Here is a 17,905-nt window from a genome sequence, read left to right as displayed (position 1 = left end):
GATGTACCTCCTTAATGGTATCAAAAAATGATATCATTGCCACTGTTTTGATTAATTTATCTTCCAACTGAGTCCCGTAGGTAATCAAACGTAATAAAAATGCAAAAAATACATGAAAAAAATGCAAAAGACGAATTTTGCCCAACTTTTTGTTACATTAGCTACAAAATTTCTCGGATTGTAGAGTTTAAATAGGTACAACTTGACCAGATGGAGGGTTTACCCTGTGGTGCAAAGTACCCAATCTAAAAACAAAGAAAAGTTAAACAAATTTGAAAAGATAAAGGCTGAAAAAGATGGACTAGATATAAAAGATGAATTAGAACACTTTGCCCGCATCGGTTGGGAAGCAATGGACAAAACCGATCTCGAACATCGCCTCAAATGGGTGGGTATTTTCTACCGTCCTGTCACCCCTGGCAAGTTCATGTTACGGATGCGGATGCCCAATGGTATCCTAAACAGTGACCAAATGCGGGTTCTCGGTCATATTGTACAACGATATGGAGACGATGGAAATGCCGACATCACCACCCGACAAAACCTACAACTGAGGGGTATTCGTCTCGAAGATATTCCTGACATCTTTAACCGTCTCGACGCAGCTAATATGACATCTGTGCAGTCAGGAATGGATAATGTTCGTAATATTACAGGTTCACCCATGGCCGGTTTAGATGCAGATGAACTCATCGACACCCGTGAATTAGTCCAAAAAGTGCAGGACATGATTACTAACCACGGGGAAGGTAATTATGACTTTACTAACTTACCCCGTAAATTCAATATTGCCATTGAAGGGGGACGAGATAACTCGGTTCACGCTGAAATCAACGATATTGCTTTCGTTCCTGCTTATAAAGACGGCAATTTAGGGTTTAATGTAGTTGTGGGTGGCTTTTTCTCTGCTAAACGTTGTGAGGCTGCTATTCCTCTTAATGCTTGGGTTCCTCCCACAGAAGACGCTGTTGTGGAATTATGCCGTGCTATTTTAACCGTATTTCGGGATCATGGACTGAGATCCAACCGTCAAAAGTCCCGTCTGATGTGGTTAATCGACGAATGGGGCTTAAATAAGTTCCGTGAAGCAGTAGAAGCTGAATTAGGCTATAAATTAACCCCAGAAGCCGAAAAAGACGCAATTGATTGGGAAAAACGGGATCATATTGGTGTCTTTCCCCAAAAACAAGCAGGTTTAAACTATGTAGGACTGCACATTCCCATCGGTCGTTTATACGCTGAGGATATGCTAGACTTAGCCAGGATGGCTGAAGTTTATGGAAATGGGGAAATTCGCCTCACAGTTGAGCAAAATGTCATTATTCCCAATATTTCCGATGATAACTTAGAGCCATTTTTAGAAGAACCCATTCTAGAAAAGTTTAGTATTAGTCCAAAACCCTTACAAAGAGCTTTAGTTTCCTGTACAGGGGCGCAATTTTGTAACTTTGCTCTGGTAGAGACGAAAAACCGTGCGCTTGCTTTGGCTAAAGAACTCGATGAAATCTTAGAATTACCCCAAACCGTGCGTATTCATTGGACAGGTTGCCCCAACTCCTGCGGACAACCCCAAGTGGCCGATATTGGCTTAATGGGGACAAAAGTTCGCAAAGATGGCACAACCGTCGAAGGGGTTGACCTATATATGGGAGGAAAAGTGGGTAAAGATGCTCATTTAGGCACTTGTGTTCAAAAAGGTATTGCTTGCGACGATTTACTTCCTGTTTTGTCTGATCTCTTAATTAAGAATTTTGGGGCAAAACGGAAATGAAGCAGGGAGCAGGGGAGTAGGGAGCAGAGGGAGAACAATAGTTAATTTTCTTCTCATACTCACTTACGTTTGCCTATTGCCTACCTTCACTATCACCTTAAATTTTTATCTACAATCTATATCGAGAGGAAAAAAACAAAAATGCTTGGAGAAATGTGGTCACTACGTGGAAGGTATAAAATCCTTCACATGACTTGGTTTGCCTTCTTTTTAACCTTTGTTGTTTGGTTTAACCTTGCACCTTTAGCAACTCAGATAAAAGCTGATTTTGGTCTAGAAGAGAGTCAAATTAGAACTTTAGCTATCTGTAACGTTGCTTTAACGGTTCCTGCGAGGATTATTATCGGAATGTTACTAGATCGCTATGGGCCTAGAATTACCTATACACTATTGTTGATGTATGCAGCTATTCCCTGTTTAATCTTTGCAACGGCCCAAGGGTTTACCCAGTTAGTCGTCGGACGGTTAATGTTAGGTATTGTCGGTGCAGGGTTTGTCATTGGTATTCGCATGGTTGCAGAATGGTTCCCCCCGAAAGAAATAGGACTCGCTGAAGGTATTTACGGCGGTTGGGGTAACTTTGGTTCTGCTGCTGCTGCTTTTACCCTGCCTACTATAGGCGGTTGGTTTGCCTTTGGCGCACTTTCCCCCGGAGGTGATCCCCTCCTCAACTGGCGACTTTGTATCGCTGGAACAGGCATCATTGCTGCGCTGTATGGGATTTTATACTACAATAACGTCCAAGATCATCCCCCCGGAAAAACCTACCGTAAGCCTAAAAGTGCTAGAGGTATTGAAGTAACCACGAAAAAAGATTTTTGGTTCTTAATGGTGATGAATGCACCTTTATCCGGCATTCTCATGGTGTTAGCGTGGCGGTTAAAAAAAGTAGGCTTCTATGGTGTCAATACCATGTATATTGTTTGGGCTTGTTTATTGGGTTTATACTTGTTCCAAGCTTATAACTGTTGGGTAGTGAATAAAGACTTGATGACAGGGAAGAAACATTATCCCCCTAAAGATCGTTATCGTTTCTCTCAAGTAGCTATTTTAGAATTAACTTATGTGGTAAACTTTGGGTCAGAGTTAGCGGTAGTTTCGATGCTTCCGGCTTTCTTTGAAGGAACGTTTCCCTTAAACCCAGCACAAGCAGGGATGATTGCCTCTAGTTATGCTTTTATGAACTTAATGTCTCGTCCAGGTGGGGGTTTAATCTCCGATAAGTTGGGTAGTCGTAAGAATACGATGGCGGTGTTAACCCTGTGTATGGGTATTGGTTATCTGATTTTGGGTACGGTTACTAGCAGTTGGTGGCTACCGGGTGCAATTATTTTAACCATGGCTTGTTCTTTCTTTGTACAAGCGGGAGAAGGGTCAACCTTTGCGATCGTTCCCCTAGTAAAACGTCGTATTACGGGACAAGTTGCGGGTAATGTGGGAGCTTACGGAAACGTCGGTGCAGTGGCTTATTTAACTATTTTTAGCCTGTTACCGGAATGGTTAGGAGGAGGAAAAGATCCTAGTCCGGCCATTATTGCTCAAGCAAATACGGCCTTTTTCCAGATAATGGGAATTATGGCTGTGATTGTCGCCTTTTTATGTTGGTTTGTCTTAAAAGAACCCGAAGGTTCATTTGCTGAACACCATGAAGGGGAAGAAGAGGATCATCAGTTACCTCATGTTCCTGTGATGGAAAGCGATACTTCTGTTGATTCTATTGCAAGAGGTTAGGTAAATTACAGCAGTTTTCGACTTAGTGAGGTACAACAGTTATCGCTTTGAGGCAGAAGGCAGGAGGCAGGAGGCAGAAGACAGATGTTAGATGTAGTTTAATAACTTGCAAAGTGCTGTAGTAGGGGCTGAATGTTACTAAGCCCCGAAAAACTAAGCTAATTGATCCTTACGACCAAGGTTAGTTAGATCAAGTGTGGCAGTAACTGTGGCAGCATTAGTGGGTGAATGAAAGAGTAGCTACTGTTGGGGCGGTAATTGTTAGAAAACGAGACAGTGTCATCATTAATGAAAACTCCTTATCCTATTAAGGAAATAATTGTTGCTCCAAGAAAATAGCACGAGGAGGGAAGTCAAGGTTTTTCTAAAATTTAATGTTTTTTGCAGAAATAATTATGTTTTCTAGCTAAAAAGTGACATTAAAGATCATTCTCAGTTAAATCTGCATCCTTCATAATCTGTTTGAGTGTGCCAATGGGTAAATCTCGATTACCATGAATCGGAATGACCAAAATCGCCTCTTTATTTTCCTTTGTGTAAATATGATGACTTCCTGTGACTCGTTTTAACTGCCAACCTAACTTTTCAACAATTTTAGAAAGTTTTTTACCTGAAATAGACTTCATATAGATATTTCTACTTCTTTGACAAGTTTACTATCTTTCTCTAGATTTGCTTTCTCATTTGCTACATCTAACCATGCTTCGATCGCCTCTTTAAGCATTTCGATTAAATGATCGTAGGTTTCTCCCCAGGTATGACATCCTGGTAAAGCAGGAACCGAACCACACCAAATATCATCCTCTTGCCAAATGATTACTTTTACTTTCATTAGTCTTTGTTTTTTATTTGAAAGGAATTGATTGTCTTGATCATAACAGACATAATTATCTTTCATAATTTGTATAAAATAAAAAGAGTCCTCTCGTAAGTCACCAAGAGGACATCATCAAAAATAATCTTATTAAGAAGTATAACTCATGAACGAACCCAATACCGTTACTTATGATCTATCAGAAGTTCTTAAAGAACTGAAACAAGATATTAAAGAAGTCAATCAGAACTAATTCTTGTAGGGCTATAATTGCCCTAAAACGCAACCATTAAACTAATAATAGAATCCTCAAAAACCATCTAATACAATTATGGTGACTCAACTCAAAAACGAAACCACTTCAAATATTATTTATCCAGACAGCGATGGCAAACCCATGGACGATAATACCCTTCAGTTTCGTTGTATTACTATGATAAAGGCAAATTTAGACTGGTTATTTGCTGATAATAATAATGTCTTTGTTGCTGGTGATTTACTGTGGTATCCTATGGAAGGTAACAATAAAAAAAGACTTGCACCGAATATTATGGTCGTATTTGGTCGTCCTAAAAAAGAAAGGGAATTCTATCAACAATGGAAAGAAGATAATATTGCTCCACAAGTGGTTTTTGAAATACTTTTCCCAGGAAACAGCCAGACAGAAATGAGCCGAAAATTGCTATTTTATGAGCGTTATGGAGTGGAAAAATACTACATTTATGATCCTCATAAAAATGAACTTAGTGGACTCTTAAGAGGAGAAGAAGGATTAGAAATTATTGAGAATATGAATAATTGGATTAGTCCCCGGTTAGGGATTCGTTTTAAAATAACAGAACCGAAATTAAAACTATATTATCCTGATGGAGATAGCTTTACTAGCTACACAGAAGAAAGAGAAAAAGTACAACAAGAAAAATAACGAACCAACAAATTAGCTGCTAAATTAAAAGAATTAGGAATTGATTCAGATGAACTTTAAATCAATGTCAAAGCAGAAGCAATCTCTTATCTTTATAATCCCAGGTTTTCTAGTAACAACTTCACTGTTACTAACCTCAACAACTTTCGCCCAAACTAATCCTAATGGTAGTTGGTTAGATCAAGAAGAAAACTGGAATAAACCTAATAATTCTATCCCTAAAGCACCGGTAGAAACAGCAACTAATTTTGAGTCTTGTCAGCATACCATACGGCCAGCAGTATTACCCGAAGATAAATTAGTAAAAGCTGCTGGTTGGACTTTAGCAAATGCTGCTCAAATTTATGGATCAACCACCATAATCACAGGAATGACCGATGCAGATGGGATGTGTCGTCCCATGAATTTTCAAGTTTTTGTCTTCACTGATGGTAAGTTTTCTGGCACTTTGTCCCCCATTCCTATGACTTCTCGCACCGATGGAAGTCTGTTTAAAGTTGATCTTTATCGTGAGAGCATGATTGATGCTTCATTTAATCGTTATCTACCAACAGATGCACAATGTTGTGCTTCTCGCGAAAGTCGCATTTTTTATCAAGTAAATACTAACACAGATGCTCCTTTTTTAGTGCCTCAATTCCCAGCCAATACCTATGATCGTTCATCGTCGTAAATAAAGGATTATGATACACATTAAAATGATCAATCAACAAAAACCAACTATAAAATTTTCCTCAAAATTAGAAAAGAAATGTAATCTTTGGTGCTTTCTTATTTTAAAATAGTCCACCTCTTCTGTTTATCAAAAATCTTCTATCCTAAACATTAAAGTAAGATGACCTATGACGAACTCTACTAAAACTCTCTGTCCTTATTGTGGTGTCGGTTGTGGTTTAGAAGTCCTGCCCCCGGCCCAACCTGGAAAACCTGTTAACCGAGATAGTGAAGGAACCCCGATCTGGCAAGTCAGAGGCGATCGCAACCATCCTTCTAGTTTAGGTAAAGTTTGTGTTAAAGGGGCAACGGTTAGTGAGTCCTTAGACAAGTGTCGCCTGAAATATCCTATGATGCGAGACAGTTTAAGCGATGAGTTTCGTCGGGTAAGTTGGGATGAAGCGTTAGAAGCCATTGTAAACCGGATTCAAACCGTTCGCTTAACCCAAGGCTCAGACGCTTTATGTATGTACGGTTCCGGACAGTTCCAAACGGAAGATTATTATATCGCTCAAAAACTCTTTAAAGGGTTCTTGGGAACCAATAACTTTGACGCTAACTCTCGTCTGTGTATGTCTTCTGCAGTGGCAGGTTATACCCAAAGTTTCGGCAGTGATGGGCCTCCTTGTTGTTACGAAGATTTAGAGTTAACGGACTGTGCATTTTTAATCGGAACTAATACCGCAGAATGTCACCCTATCGTCTTTAACCGTCTCCGTGTTCATCACAAAAAGAACCGTAAAGTTAAAATGGTGGTGGTTGATCCCAGACGAACCCAAACCGCAGAAGCAGCCGACTTACACTTAGCCATTAAACCTGGAACCGATATCGATCTCTTTAATGGTATTGCTTATTTACTCATGCGGTGGGGTCGTATTGATACCTTTTTCATTGATGAATGTACCCAGAACTTTTCGGCCTATGCTGATGTTATCCGTCATTATCCCCCTGAGTTAGTAGCCCGTAACTGTGGTATTCGTATCGATGAGTTAGAAAAAGCAGCCCAATATTGGGGTGAGTCAGAACGGGTGTTATCTTTATGGTCGATGGGGATGAATCAATCTTCTGAAGGAACGGCTAAAGTTCGCACCCTGATCAACTTACATTTAATGACTGGAGATATTGGTAAACCTGGAACTGGGCCTTTCTCCCTCACTGGACAACCCAACGCAATGGGTGGTCGAGAAGCCGGGGGACTTTGTAATATTTTACCGGGGTATCGAGTGGTTAATAACCCTCAACACCGGGCTGAAGTTGAACAGTTTTGGAAGCTTCCTCAAGGGACAATTCAACCGCAACGGGGTCGTACCGCATGGGAAATGATTCAAGGGTTAGAAACAGGAGAAGTGGGCTTTTTCTGGATCACAGCCACCAACCCGGCGGTGAGTATGCCCGATCTCAAACGAACTCAAACAGCTTTGAAGCGATCGCCTTTTACCGTTTATCAAGACGCTTATTATCCCACCGAAACCGCAGCTTATGCTCATATTCTACTTCCGGCAGCCCAATGGAGTGAAAAAACAGGAGTAATGACCAACTCGGAAAGGATGGTGACGTTATGTCCCCAGTTTCGTGATCCCCCAGGAGAAGCGAGGCCAGACTGGAAAATATGGGCAGAAGTGGGACGACGCTTAGGGTTTGAAGAAGCGTTTAGTTTCAAAAATTCTGCCGAAGTGTATGCAGAGTTTGTGCAAATAACCGAAGGCCGTCCCTGCGATAGTTCGGGGTTGAGTCACGACAAGTTACGCGCTTATGGCCCATTACAATGGCCTTATCCTGATGCTTGGCCTTGGCTAGAAGGAGAGGACTTAGAGCAACAAAATCGGACTAATAAGCGACTTTATACCGATTTTTGTTTCAACACCCCAGATGGACGGGCAAGGTTTGCAGCCTACCATTCTAAAGGGCTGGCTGAACCTCCTGATGAAGCCTATCCTTTCGTCTTAACCACTGGACGATTGTACGGTCATTGGCATACCCAAACCCGTACCGGACGCATTCCCAAAATTAAAAAGATGCACCCTGAGCCGTTTATAGAAATTCATCCTAAAGATGCTGAAAAATTGAACATTGAAGAGAATACTTTAGTTGAACTGCGATCGCGTCGAGGAAAGGCTCGTTTTTTGGCAAAAATCACCAAAGCGATCGCTCCTGGTACTCTGTTTATCCCCATGCACTGGGGCGCACTTTGGGCTGATCATGCCGAGGCTAACGCTTTAACCCATCCGACGGCCTGCCCTACCTCTTTGCAACCTGAGTTAAAAGCTTGTGCAGTACAGGTAAAGATTGCCACAGAAGAGGAATGGGTCGTTACGAGTTTAGAGTTCGGAGTTAAGAGTTATCTAAAATAGATAAAGTAAAGATTATAATCGAGGGGGAGAAAAATGTCATGAATTCATGAATCAAATTTGATTTTAACTGCTTGAGAATTGATTTTCTCGTTTTTTTGTTTGCTTTTTCTGTACTGGTTCAAGATATCAGTATGCAAAATCTCACAATCAACAGTATAATCAAGGTTCAAACTAACTTGGGAATTTCAAGCTAGGGCAAATTTTCTTTATTTGAGCAAGTTTATGGCACAAGGTCAAGTTAAGTGGTTCGATGTCCAGAAAGGCTATGGGTTCATAGCACCGCAAGATGGAGGAGATGATCTCTTTGTTCATTATTCAGAAGTCCAAAGCAAATCTCTCGAAGAAGGACAAACAGTTGAATATGAAGTTGGCCAGGGTAGAAAGGGCCCTTGTGCCGTCAATGTCCGAAGTATTTAGGCAGCAAAAGCAACAATCGTATCTAAAAGCTATCTAAATATTCGTCAAGTCTGAACCTTCTCAAAGGTCATCAGAAGGGAAAGAGGGTGAACCCCCTATAACCCTCCCTTGTGTTTGACCGCAAGGGAGTTAATCTCCCGTAATGGCAAAGTTTGAACACATATGGGGCGACGAGTCTCAAGTCAAATACGGTTCTTAGGGGAGAGGAGAGGGACGCACCGTCCCTCGATGGTATTAAAAAATGCTTCAGCAAAAATATTAGCTGAAACATTAACTTTGGCTATGGAAACTGCTGCAATATGTTAGTTAATGAGCAACTGGACAACCAGAGGTTAATTTTTTGAGAAAGGTGCTATTATCAAAATAATGTTCAACAGATAGGATTTTGAGATCGTCGGTCACTTTAGCCACACTCATTCCTCTTATTTCAATGGTTTCTCCTGTAGGTTGATGATCTTTATAAGGACCGCTAAAGGTTCCCCAATGTCGCCATTTAAACGTCACATTAGGTGGACCAGATAATACTTCTATTAGTTCCCATAAAAATCCATTGGGAAAGGCTTTATGAAACAGATCAAAGGAGGATTCAAAGTTTTCCGCGTTAGGATCGTAACCAGGGGTTTTATCAATAAAAAGGTTATAAGTACCTTGATCACTGACATCTTGCGCACTGTAAATGGGGCCACCGTTGCTACTCATTTGAAATTTATCAGTGACAATAGATAACCATTGTTGTGGATCGGCTTTATGAGAGGCTTCCATTTCAAAGGTTCTCACTAGATTTTGAGCGATCGCTTCTAATGATCCAGGAGCATGATTATATTTACTTTCTTGGTGTAAATATTGGTCGGTATGGGAGTAGTCTGGCTTTTCTCCGTTACGCCATTTCACTCCTTCATCATGATCTAGGACGGTATTACGATCTTGTACCCATAGGGGTAAGTCTGCATTGTGATCCTTACTCATTAGATAAGTTCCTGTGGCGAGGTTAGATGATTGACTCTATCTTTTTATTATAAAAAATTACTCTGCAAACTTAAATTTATAAACCTAAAGTTTTCCTTTATTTTTATCTAGATATCTTAGAATTGATGGAGTTTCTTTTGCTGAATAAAAATTTTTCAATGCTGTAGAGGAGAAAGGTTTTTCTCCCCCACATTTCACTTATCTTTCTTCGATAGGACACCATCTTTGTTCACTCGGTCCAGTATAATCAGAACTAGGACGAATAATGCGATCGAGTTCTAATTGTTCTAAGCAATGAGCTAACCAACCAACCACTCGACTGACGGTAAAGGTTGAAGTAAATAAAGCAGACGGTAGCCCTAACCCATGCAATACTAAAGCGGTATAATATTCAACATTGGTTTCGATGCTACGATTGGGTTTATATTCTTTGAGTAACCTTAGAGCAGTGGTTTCTACATCAACGGCTAACCCCCAAAACTCCTTATTTTCTTTCCGTTTCCAGATATCGGCTGACACTTGTGATAGTAAAATGGCTCTAGGATCTTTGACACGATAAACCCGATGACCAAATCCCATCAACCGTTCTCGGTTTTCAAACTTGTGGCGTAAATATCCTTCTATATCTCCTGATTCTTGCATCTCTAATAGCATATCTAGTACAGGGCCTGGCGCACCTCCGTGTAAGACCCCTTTCATTGCACCGATGGCCGCCGTTACCGCAGAAACAAAATCGGAGCGAGTGGACATGACAACCCGTGCTGCAAAGGTAGAAGCGTTCATGCCATGTTCAATGACCGTATTAAGATAAATTTCTAGGGTTTTGACATCTTCTGGGATAGGTTTTTCCCCTGTCAACATATATAAGTAGTTGGCAGCATGGCCAAGTTCGAGGTGGGGTTCTACAAGGGGTTGACCGTTAAGTAGTCGCCAATAGGAAGCCGTAATAATGGGGACTGAAGCAATAATTTTTAGCGCACCATTAATTCCTTCTTTATCGATGCGATGAGATTGCATATCCATTGTAAGACAGCTAACTCCGATTCTCACGCCTTCAATCAGTTCGATGTCATTGGCTGCTGCGTTTTTGAGAACATCTAATATTTTTTCATCAAGATATCGATGGGATAATAGCTTTTTGGTGACATTATCCAGTTCATTTTTATTAGGGAGATGATTGTGCAAAAATAAAAAAATCATCTCTTCAAAGGAAGCATTAGTGGCAAGCTCTTCAAAGGGAAATCCTAATATGATTAATTTTCCTAACTGCCCATCAATTTTGCTGAGGTGATTGGGTATATTTTCCATATATTGCAACCTGAATAGTTGAGGCTAATACCGGCTTAGGCACTCTGGCTAATTATACCATAGTGCTTAGTTTGAATGATGTTTGTCATTGAGGATTTAACTTAAACTTTAACTCATAAAAGTTACCCTTTTTTAAGAATAATTTAAGTTAATAACCTCGCCAAACTCCCACTAAGATTCCTTGGACTTCTATTTGGTTGGCTTTGACTTCTATGGGTTGATAGTTGAGATTTGAAGGCTTTAACATCACGATTTCTCCTTCTTGATAATATCGTTTTAACGTGGTACCAACTCCTTCAACTCTAGCTGCTACAATTTCACCATTTTTTAAGGTTTCATCGGGATCTAGCGATCGCATAATCGCTAAATCCCCGTCGGTGATTAAATCTTCGATCATGCTATCTCCTGTTACCCTCAAGCCCCAATAATTGTTAGCATGGATGAGATGGGAAAGATCTAAGCGTTCTTGATCGTCCGTGAAGGGTTCAACTAATCCCCCTGCTGCGATCGCTCCTAAAATAGGGACTCCTTTGGGCTGATGGTGCAAAATTCTTAAAGTTCTGGCTTTTCCTTCTGTCCAGTCGATATACTCTTTATTCCTGAGTCTTTCTAAACGACTTTGCACCGGTGCTGGCGATCGCAGATTCATGGCTTTCATCATTTGACGAATGGACGGAGCGTGTTGATTTTCGTTAATGTACTTAATCAACCATTCGTATAATTCTTTTTGTGCGGGGGTTAACGGTTCCATGAGTTTTCCCTATTTGTCAGAACATCGGTACTATCATAAACCGTTTGTGTCCTGTTGGGATAATAATTTTTAATAAGAAGGCCATTAATACCTGATCATAATTCTAGAACAGTTTGGAGCATTTCGCGATCTCCTGGTTTAGCACAGAAACGGCCATTTTCAAGATCCCGAATCCAACTTTGACTTTTTCCAATTTCTTTGGCGAGAGCTCTTTGACTTAATCCTTTTCGTTTTCTTGCGTCTAAAATTTGTTTAGCGGATAAGTCGGGGGTTTTCTTGCTGCGACTTTTGCGATTATTTTTCCGTTGTTTTTTTTGTTCAAATTTAGCTAGTTGTTCTTCCCATTCTTGGGGTAGTTCAAAGTTAAGAATTCTTGCTTTCATCAACCAATTCCATTTTCCTCTTGGTCCTGAGTCGGTTAAACGATTGTCTTGGGAACCATCATTAATCCAAAAGTTTAAGGCTTCTTCTGCATCGTCGGGTAGTTGCTCTAACTTTACCCATAGGGGTTGTATATTTTCTGGGTAGGAAACGGGGTCAAATACAGGTTTTAGTCCATAATGATTTAAGACTTCTAAATCACTTTCAAAGGTGCGTAAGAGTCGTTTTCGTTGCTCTCGTTGAATATCTGCTTGGGCGATCTTTTGTTGACCATAAGCGACTCGCATTAAGGTGGGAACAGTAATACATTGTTTGCGTCCCATTTTACTCTTAAATAGCAACCATACCATGATTCTTACAGCCCCTGGATGTTGTTGCCAAATACTCATGACACTACTTAAGACAAATTGAGGTAAGGAACCGTATTGATAGAAGGCAACTCTTTTACTATAACCTTGTTTATTGAGGAAATATTTTGCCCATATTCCGGGTTGTACGGTAAAGGTTAAACCAATTAAATGTTGACAACCATTATCGTCTTCTTGAAAGTGGTGTTGTATATCTAATAAGTTCCAAATCGAATTTTCTGGTACGGTAAATTCTTTAACTTTTCCTTGTTGTGGCCACTGGATAGTTGCTAATAATTGACAAGTTTGTTGAACTAATAGTTTAATTAGACTTAATTTGGATGCCTTACTAATATCTTTTCGTTTATCTAATCCTAAATATTGTTCAATTTGTTGATCACTAATAACAAATTGTTCTTGCCAAGGTTTTTCTAAGCTAGTTGCATAAGCTGCAAATAACAGATGTAAGCAAGCTGCTCTAATATCAATATTTTCTAGCTTAGTGGAGTCGGATAAATAATCAACTGATTCAGATAATTGTGCATCTAAAATATTGTTTAATCGAAAAAGAATTGTTCCTTGTCCTTGTTTAACAGGTTTCTCATAATAAAGATTTCCTTGGGCATCTTTTTCCCAAAGAAGCACAGAGGCACGAGTTAGCACCGTACAAGCTTCCCAAATGATCATTGACGAAGCAAAAGGGGTATTTTTTCCATTAATAAATAATTCAGGAGAGGTGCTTACCCTTGCTACATTTTTATATCTTCCTTTTTTCGCTTGGGTGGGAGTTGGACTACTAATAGGACATTGCACAATACACTGAGGTTCTTGGTAATAACCTTCGCAATTATTACATTTTTTTTGATCAATCCAATATTCACCATTCTCGGTTTGAATGGCATCAGTTGGACAGTCAATTTGGCAATTATGACAACTAGGGCAACTCTCAGAAATAGTATAAGACATGGCCGTTTATGAAGAGTAACAAATGAAGCAAAATATAGTCACAGGGGTTAATTACTAGATTAAAAATCAATCTAATAAATCTCCCATGATGCAGTATTTTTAGCACAATACCCCATCTATTTATCTCTCACACAAAAAAGATTCTACTCTGATAATAACTATCAGTTTTTAAAATAGTAAAAATCGTATGAATTTACTAGGACTTCACTGGTATTGTGCCAGTTTATGATGTAACACTTCTCACTGTTGTTATGGTATTTAATAAATGTTTCTGCTTATGTTTATTGTGAACATTCTACTATACTTATGTCTTTCTTTTGCTGTGGATGTTATCAACTTCTTGAAAGAATTTATACTAATAATGCAACCATAAATGACGTTTCTGAATAATCCTCAATAAAAAAGTCAGTTTTTTATATCATTAGGGTAAAAATCTGTAAACTATCATACAACTTAGAAGCTTTTTGAACTCAGTTTATTGCGTTTTGTTATTTTATTTATATTTTTATCACGATTCTATAAATTAATTATTTCTCACCTCTATTAACTATTAAAGAGATTTTTTAGAAAGAAAGGTTATGATAAAGGATGGAAAATCTTGAAAAAATGCGACGATTGTGATACCTTCTAAATTAATTATAGATCCATTATTGATTGCCTGGCTACAAGAAGACATCGGAAGAGGCGATCGCACAACGGACGGATTGAACTGTCAGGAAATGGGTTCAGGTCAATGGATAGCCAAAGCTGAAGGTATTATAGCTGGTTTACCGATTGCTCAACGAGTCTTTGAATTATTAAATTCTCAAATCCAATTTATTCCAGTCGTCAAAGAGGGAGAAAGAGTAAAAACAGGACAAGTGATAGCAAAATTAAACGGTCCTTTGAATCTCTTATTAACTGGAGAGAGAGTTGCTTTAAACCTTTCGATGAGACTAAGTGGTATTGCTACAATGACCCGACAATACACAGAGGTCATTGCTGACTTACCCACCCAATTAGTTGATACTCGCAAGACCACACCAGGATTAAGGATATTAGAGAAGTATGCAATTCAAGTCGGAGGGGCAAAAAACCACCGTATGGGTTTAGATGATGGGGTCATGATTAAAGATAATCATATCAAAGCTGTGGGGAGTATTCAAGGGGCAATTGAAAAGACTCGTCAAACTATTCCTTATCCTCTAACTGTTGAAGTAGAAACAACGACGTTTAAAGAAGTAGAAGAAGCGTTAAACTATGGAGCAGATATTATCATGTTAGATAATATGAATTTGGAGTTAATGAAAGAATGTGTTAAATATATTAGAGAAAAAAACAAACAGATAAAAATTGAAGCATCGGGCAATATTACCCTGGATAATATTCGACAAGTTGCGTTAACAGGAGTTGATTATATTTCTAGTAGTGCGCCGATTACTCGTTCTATTTGGTTAGATTTAAGTATGAGGCTTGATTAAAAAAATGTGGACATCTCTTCATGCTAAGGTACATCAAACGTTAAAAGATAGTTTAATTTTGCCTCATCAAAGTAATATTTTAATTGCCGTTTCAGGAGGACAAGATTCTCTATGTTTACTGAAACTCATAGTAGATTTACAGTCAAAATGGGGCTGGAAAATTGCTATTGGTCATTGTGATCATGGTTGGGCTTCTGATATAGGAATTGCTGATCATGTTCGAGAATTAGCCTATCATTGGAATATTCCTTTTTATTTAAAAGTAGCTGAAGCCATGAAAGAAACGGAAGCGGCAGCGAGAGAATGGCGATATCAAAGTTTAGTTGAAATCGCTAATAAAAATGAATTTACTGAAGTGGTAACTGGTCATACATTAAGCGATCGCGCTGAAACTTTATTATATAATTTAATTCGAGGATCAGGTAGTAAGGGACTGGGTTCTTTAACTTGGAAACGTCCCTTAAGTAATAAAATTAGTTTAGTTCGTCCTTTATTAAAAGTTTCTCGTCCTGAAACTTTAGCCTTTTGTCAACAGTTTGATTTACCTATTTGGGAAGATGCAGTTAATGCTAATTTAGATTATGCTCGTAACCGTATTCGTCAGCAATTATTACCTTATTTAAAAGATCATTTTAATCCCAATGTAGAAAGCACGTTATCTCAAACCTCAGAAGTTTTAAAAACAGAATCAGACTATTTAGAATCAGAAGCTAATAAAATTTTAATAGCATCTTTTAATAACAGCAAACAACAGTTAAACCGAGATATCTTAAAACCAATACCTCTGGCTTTGCAAAGACGAGTTATTCGTCAATTTTTAGAGAAAATAATCATTAGAAAACCTAATTTTGAGCAAATAGAAGAGACGGTTAATTTAATCAATGCACCTAGACGCAGCCGTACGTCTTCTTTTCCGGGTAATATTATTTTAGAAGTTGAAGAAAATTACATCATCAAAAAATAGTTATAAAAATAAGTTACAATTAATAAAACAATAATTTTTAGGAATAATGGTTGTTACTTCATCCCCTTCACAATTAGCAAAAGATTGGGCAAAAGGTTATACTTCTCAACCTAACGAATATGAATATGAAATACAAGATATTGACGGTGAAATACCCTCTGATTTACAAGGGACATTGTTTCGTAATGGTCCAGGATTATTTGAAATAGGAGGAAAAACCATCGGTCATATTTTTGATGCTGATGGAATGCTTCGTGTGTTTAGGTTTCAAGAAGGAAAAATATATTTTCAAAATCGTTATGTTCGTACCGAAGGTTATCTAAAAGAACAAGAAGCTAAAACTATACTTTATAGAGGATTTGGAACCCAAAAATCAGGGGGATGGTTCGCTAATTTTTTCAATACAAACTTTAAAAATGCTGCTAATACAAATGTTATTTATTGGGGTGAAAAATTATGGACAATGTGGGAGGGTGGTTATCCTCATCAATTAAATCCTGAAACCTTAGAAACTATTGGACTTGATAATTTAAACGGATTATTAAACAAAGAAACTTTCTCAGCACATCCTAGAATTATAGATGACATTTTTATCAATTTTGGCGTATCTGGAATCACTCCCCAAACCTTAACTATCTGGGAATTAAATCAAAAAGGAAAAAAGATAACATCTTCTTCGTATCCTGTAGATGGATTTTCTATTCTTCATGATTTTTTAGTGACTCCTAATTACTATATTTTTATTAAACATCCCTTCAAATTAAATCCTTTACCTTGGTTATTAGGATTTAAAAGTTTAGAACAGTGTCTTACCTTTGATAATAAAAATCAAACTAAAATACTAATTATTTCTCGTAAAAGTGACACAATCGAAGTTTTAGAAACAGAGGCATTTTTTGGCTTTCATCATGGCAATGCTTGGGAATCAGAGGATAAAATTTATCTGACAACTATTTGTTCTGATAGCTTTCCCCAAAGAGAAAAAGATAAAATGGAATTAGATAAAATGTCGTTTGATAAACCTATTTTTGGTCAATTATGGCAATTAACCCTTGATTTGACTTCAAAAAAAGTAACCCGTCAACCATTAGTAAAAAGAAGTTGTGATTTTCCTTCAGTTCATCCTGCCTTTGTTGGCCAAAAAAACCGTTATTTATATTTAAACGTTGCTTCAAAAGTTACTAATCAAGCCCCTATTCAATCTATTATGAAATATGATCAGTCTAACGGTCAATATCAGATGTGGAACCCAGGGGAAAGAAGTTTTGCAGGGGAACCCGTTTTTGTTCCCCGACAAGGTACAATTGAAGAAGATAATGGTTATTTATTATCGGTGGTTTATGATGCTTGTATTCATCGCTCTTATTTAGTGATTTTAGATGCAAAAAATCTGAGTTCTCCCCTAGCACAATGTTATTTAACTCATCATCTTCCTCAAGGATTTCATGGCACTTGGACTTCTAAAAATTTTCTTAAATAGTTAATAATAATAAATCTCATGACTTGTCCTAGATACTGGCAGGAAGCTAAAGAATATTTAGCAAAAAAAGATGATATTCTAGCTAATTTAATTAGTTCTTATTCATCGGAAACAATAATTAATTATCATAACCCATTTTTGACTTTAGCTAATGCTATTATTGGTCAGCAAATTTCGGTTAGTGCTGCTACAACTGTCAGTCAAAGACTAAAATCTTTACTGGGCGATATTACCATTAAAAACTATTTAGAAGCTGATGAAGCATCTTTACGAAAATGTGGGTTATCTTATCGGAAAATTAGTTATATTACTAATATTGCTCAGGGATTTGAACAAGACATTTTGACTCCTAAAACTTGGTCAATGATGAGTGATCAAGAAGTGATTAAACAATTAACATCTATTAAAGGAATTGGTCTGTGGACGGCTCAAATGTTTTTAATTTTTCACTTACATAGAAAGGATATTTTTCCTATAGCTGATCTTGGTTTAATTAATGCTATTCAACGCCATTATAGCACTGAAAATTCTTTAACTAAAGAGCAAATATTAGAACTTC

General features: G+C 38.1%; 16 protein-coding genes. 10 read left to right on the top strand and 6 right to left on the bottom strand.

Annotated elements, in window-relative coordinates; translation table 11 throughout:
* The first annotated feature begins 226 nt into the window (after window positions 1–226).
* Window positions 227–1,771: a ferredoxin--nitrite reductase gene (locus CY0110_RS04595; RefSeq protein WP_008274143.1), complete on the top strand. Its 1,545-nt coding sequence runs from the start codon at window positions 227–229 to the stop codon at window positions 1,769–1,771.
* A gap of 141 nt (window positions 1,772–1,912) precedes the next feature.
* Entirely contained in the window at window positions 1,913–3,502 is a 1,590-nt protein-coding gene (locus CY0110_RS04590; RefSeq protein WP_035798518.1) for an MFS transporter, read from the top strand.
* A gap of 419 nt (window positions 3,503–3,921) precedes the next feature.
* Here CY0110_RS04590 and CY0110_RS04585 read toward each other — a convergent pair whose 3' ends face one another.
* The gene (locus CY0110_RS04585) at window positions 3,922–4,128 is read right to left on the bottom strand and encodes a type II toxin-antitoxin system HicA family toxin (protein WP_008274141.1); all 207 of its coding nucleotides are present in this window, start codon (window positions 4,126–4,128) and stop codon (window positions 3,922–3,924) included.
* Complete coding sequence (locus CY0110_RS04580; protein ID WP_008274140.1) at window positions 4,125–4,400, bottom strand: type II toxin-antitoxin system HicB family antitoxin; 276 nt, start codon at window positions 4,398–4,400, stop codon at window positions 4,125–4,127. The genes CY0110_RS04585 and CY0110_RS04580 overlap by 4 nt, the downstream gene beginning before the upstream one ends.
* Window positions 4,401–4,647: 247 nt before the next feature.
* On the opposite strand from CY0110_RS04580, the gene CY0110_RS04575 reads away from it, so the two are divergent.
* From CY0110_RS04575 to CY0110_RS04560, 4 genes are all read left to right on the top strand, one after another.
* A complete protein-coding gene (locus CY0110_RS04575; protein WP_008274137.1) occupies window positions 4,648–5,241 on the top strand; it encodes a Uma2 family endonuclease in 594 nt (197 codons plus the stop codon).
* 49 nt (window positions 5,242–5,290) lie between these two features.
* Complete coding sequence (locus tag CY0110_RS04570) at window positions 5,291–5,914, top strand: LppP/LprE family lipoprotein (RefSeq protein ID WP_157464531.1); 624 nt, start codon at window positions 5,291–5,293, stop codon at window positions 5,912–5,914.
* Between the two features lie 169 nt (window positions 5,915–6,083).
* The gene (locus tag CY0110_RS04565; RefSeq protein ID WP_008274134.1) at window positions 6,084–8,306 is read left to right on the top strand and encodes a molybdopterin oxidoreductase family protein; all 2,223 of its coding nucleotides are present in this window, start codon (window positions 6,084–6,086) and stop codon (window positions 8,304–8,306) included.
* 222 nt (window positions 8,307–8,528) lie between these two features.
* Window positions 8,529–8,723, top strand: a complete 195-nt coding sequence (locus tag CY0110_RS04560; protein ID WP_008274132.1) for a cold-shock protein — start codon at window positions 8,529–8,531, stop codon at window positions 8,721–8,723.
* A gap of 306 nt (window positions 8,724–9,029) precedes the next feature.
* Here CY0110_RS04560 and CY0110_RS04555 read toward each other — a convergent pair whose 3' ends face one another.
* The 4 genes from CY0110_RS04555 to CY0110_RS04540 all read right to left on the bottom strand — a co-directional run bounded on the left by CY0110_RS04555 (window position 9,030) and on the right by CY0110_RS04540 (window position 13,442).
* Window positions 9,030–9,689: an ester cyclase gene (locus CY0110_RS04555; RefSeq protein WP_008274129.1), complete on the bottom strand. Its 660-nt coding sequence runs from the start codon at window positions 9,687–9,689 to the stop codon at window positions 9,030–9,032.
* Between the two features lie 198 nt (window positions 9,690–9,887).
* On the bottom strand, window positions 9,888–10,997 hold the full coding sequence (locus CY0110_RS04550; RefSeq protein ID WP_008274128.1) for a citrate/2-methylcitrate synthase: 1,110 nt from the start codon (window positions 10,995–10,997) through the stop codon (window positions 9,888–9,890).
* 148 nt (window positions 10,998–11,145) lie between these two features.
* Window positions 11,146–11,748 carry a transcriptional repressor LexA gene (gene lexA / locus CY0110_RS04545; protein ID WP_008274127.1) on the bottom strand — a complete coding sequence of 201 codons (603 nt, stop codon included), beginning with the start codon at window positions 11,746–11,748 and terminating at the stop codon, window positions 11,146–11,148.
* Between the two features lie 95 nt (window positions 11,749–11,843).
* Window positions 11,844–13,442: a helix-turn-helix domain-containing protein gene (locus CY0110_RS04540; RefSeq protein ID WP_008274126.1), complete on the bottom strand. Its 1,599-nt coding sequence runs from the start codon at window positions 13,440–13,442 to the stop codon at window positions 11,844–11,846.
* Between the two features lie 617 nt (window positions 13,443–14,059).
* Between CY0110_RS04540 and nadC the strand changes: the two genes are divergently transcribed.
* The 4 genes from nadC to CY0110_RS04520 form a co-directional block, all read left to right on the top strand.
* A complete protein-coding gene (gene nadC, locus CY0110_RS04535; protein ID WP_008274125.1) occupies window positions 14,060–14,902 on the top strand; it encodes a carboxylating nicotinate-nucleotide diphosphorylase in 843 nt (280 codons plus the stop codon).
* Between the two features lie 4 nt (window positions 14,903–14,906).
* Window positions 14,907–15,866: a tRNA lysidine(34) synthetase TilS gene (tilS, locus tag CY0110_RS04530; protein WP_035798546.1), complete on the top strand. Its 960-nt coding sequence runs from the start codon at window positions 14,907–14,909 to the stop codon at window positions 15,864–15,866.
* 46 nt (window positions 15,867–15,912) lie between these two features.
* Window positions 15,913–17,346, top strand: coding sequence for a carotenoid oxygenase family protein (locus tag CY0110_RS04525; RefSeq protein WP_008274123.1), 1,434 nt, complete (start codon window positions 15,913–15,915; stop codon window positions 17,344–17,346).
* A gap of 18 nt (window positions 17,347–17,364) precedes the next feature.
* Window positions 17,365–17,905, top strand: a 541-nt coding sequence (locus CY0110_RS04520; RefSeq protein WP_008274122.1) for a DNA-3-methyladenine glycosylase family protein, incomplete at its 3' end; no start/stop codon positions are given.

Origin of the sequence: Crocosphaera chwakensis CCY0110 (assembly GCF_000169335.1) — a bacterium.
Taxonomy (GTDB): domain Bacteria; phylum Cyanobacteriota; class Cyanobacteriia; order Cyanobacteriales; family Microcystaceae; genus Crocosphaera; species Crocosphaera chwakensis.
This window is presented reverse-complemented; position numbering and strand designations above follow the sequence as displayed.

What these genes read in the sequence shown, in the direction of transcription:
- CY0110_RS04525 (WP_008274123.1), top strand. Translation starts at nt 15,913, where the DNA reads ATGGTTGTTACTTCATCCCCTTCACAATTAGCAAAAGATTGGGCAAAA.
- CY0110_RS04550 (WP_008274128.1), bottom strand. Translation starts at nt 10,997, where the DNA reads ATGGAAAATATACCCAATCACCTCAGCAAAATTGATGGGCAGTTAGGA.
- lexA (WP_008274127.1), bottom strand. Translation starts at nt 11,748, where the DNA reads ATGGAACCGTTAACCCCCGCACAAAAAGAATTATACGAATGGTTGATT.
- CY0110_RS04575 (WP_008274137.1), top strand. Translation starts at nt 4,648, where the DNA reads ATGGTGACTCAACTCAAAAACGAAACCACTTCAAATATTATTTATCCA.
- CY0110_RS04560 (WP_008274132.1), top strand. Translation starts at nt 8,529, where the DNA reads ATGGCACAAGGTCAAGTTAAGTGGTTCGATGTCCAGAAAGGCTATGGG.
- CY0110_RS04585 (WP_008274141.1), bottom strand. Translation starts at nt 4,128, where the DNA reads ATGAAGTCTATTTCAGGTAAAAAACTTTCTAAAATTGTTGAAAAGTTA.
- CY0110_RS04580 (WP_008274140.1), bottom strand. Translation starts at nt 4,400, where the DNA reads ATGAAAGATAATTATGTCTGTTATGATCAAGACAATCAATTCCTTTCA.
- tilS (WP_035798546.1), top strand. Translation starts at nt 14,907, where the DNA reads ATGTGGACATCTCTTCATGCTAAGGTACATCAAACGTTAAAAGATAGT.
- CY0110_RS04540 (WP_008274126.1), bottom strand. Translation starts at nt 13,442, where the DNA reads ATGTCTTATACTATTTCTGAGAGTTGCCCTAGTTGTCATAATTGCCAA.
- CY0110_RS04570 (WP_157464531.1), top strand. Translation starts at nt 5,291, where the DNA reads ATGAACTTTAAATCAATGTCAAAGCAGAAGCAATCTCTTATCTTTATA.
- CY0110_RS04555 (WP_008274129.1), bottom strand. Translation starts at nt 9,689, where the DNA reads ATGAGTAAGGATCACAATGCAGACTTACCCCTATGGGTACAAGATCGT.
- CY0110_RS04590 (WP_035798518.1), top strand. Translation starts at nt 1,913, where the DNA reads ATGCTTGGAGAAATGTGGTCACTACGTGGAAGGTATAAAATCCTTCAC.
- CY0110_RS04565 (WP_008274134.1), top strand. Translation starts at nt 6,084, where the DNA reads ATGACGAACTCTACTAAAACTCTCTGTCCTTATTGTGGTGTCGGTTGT.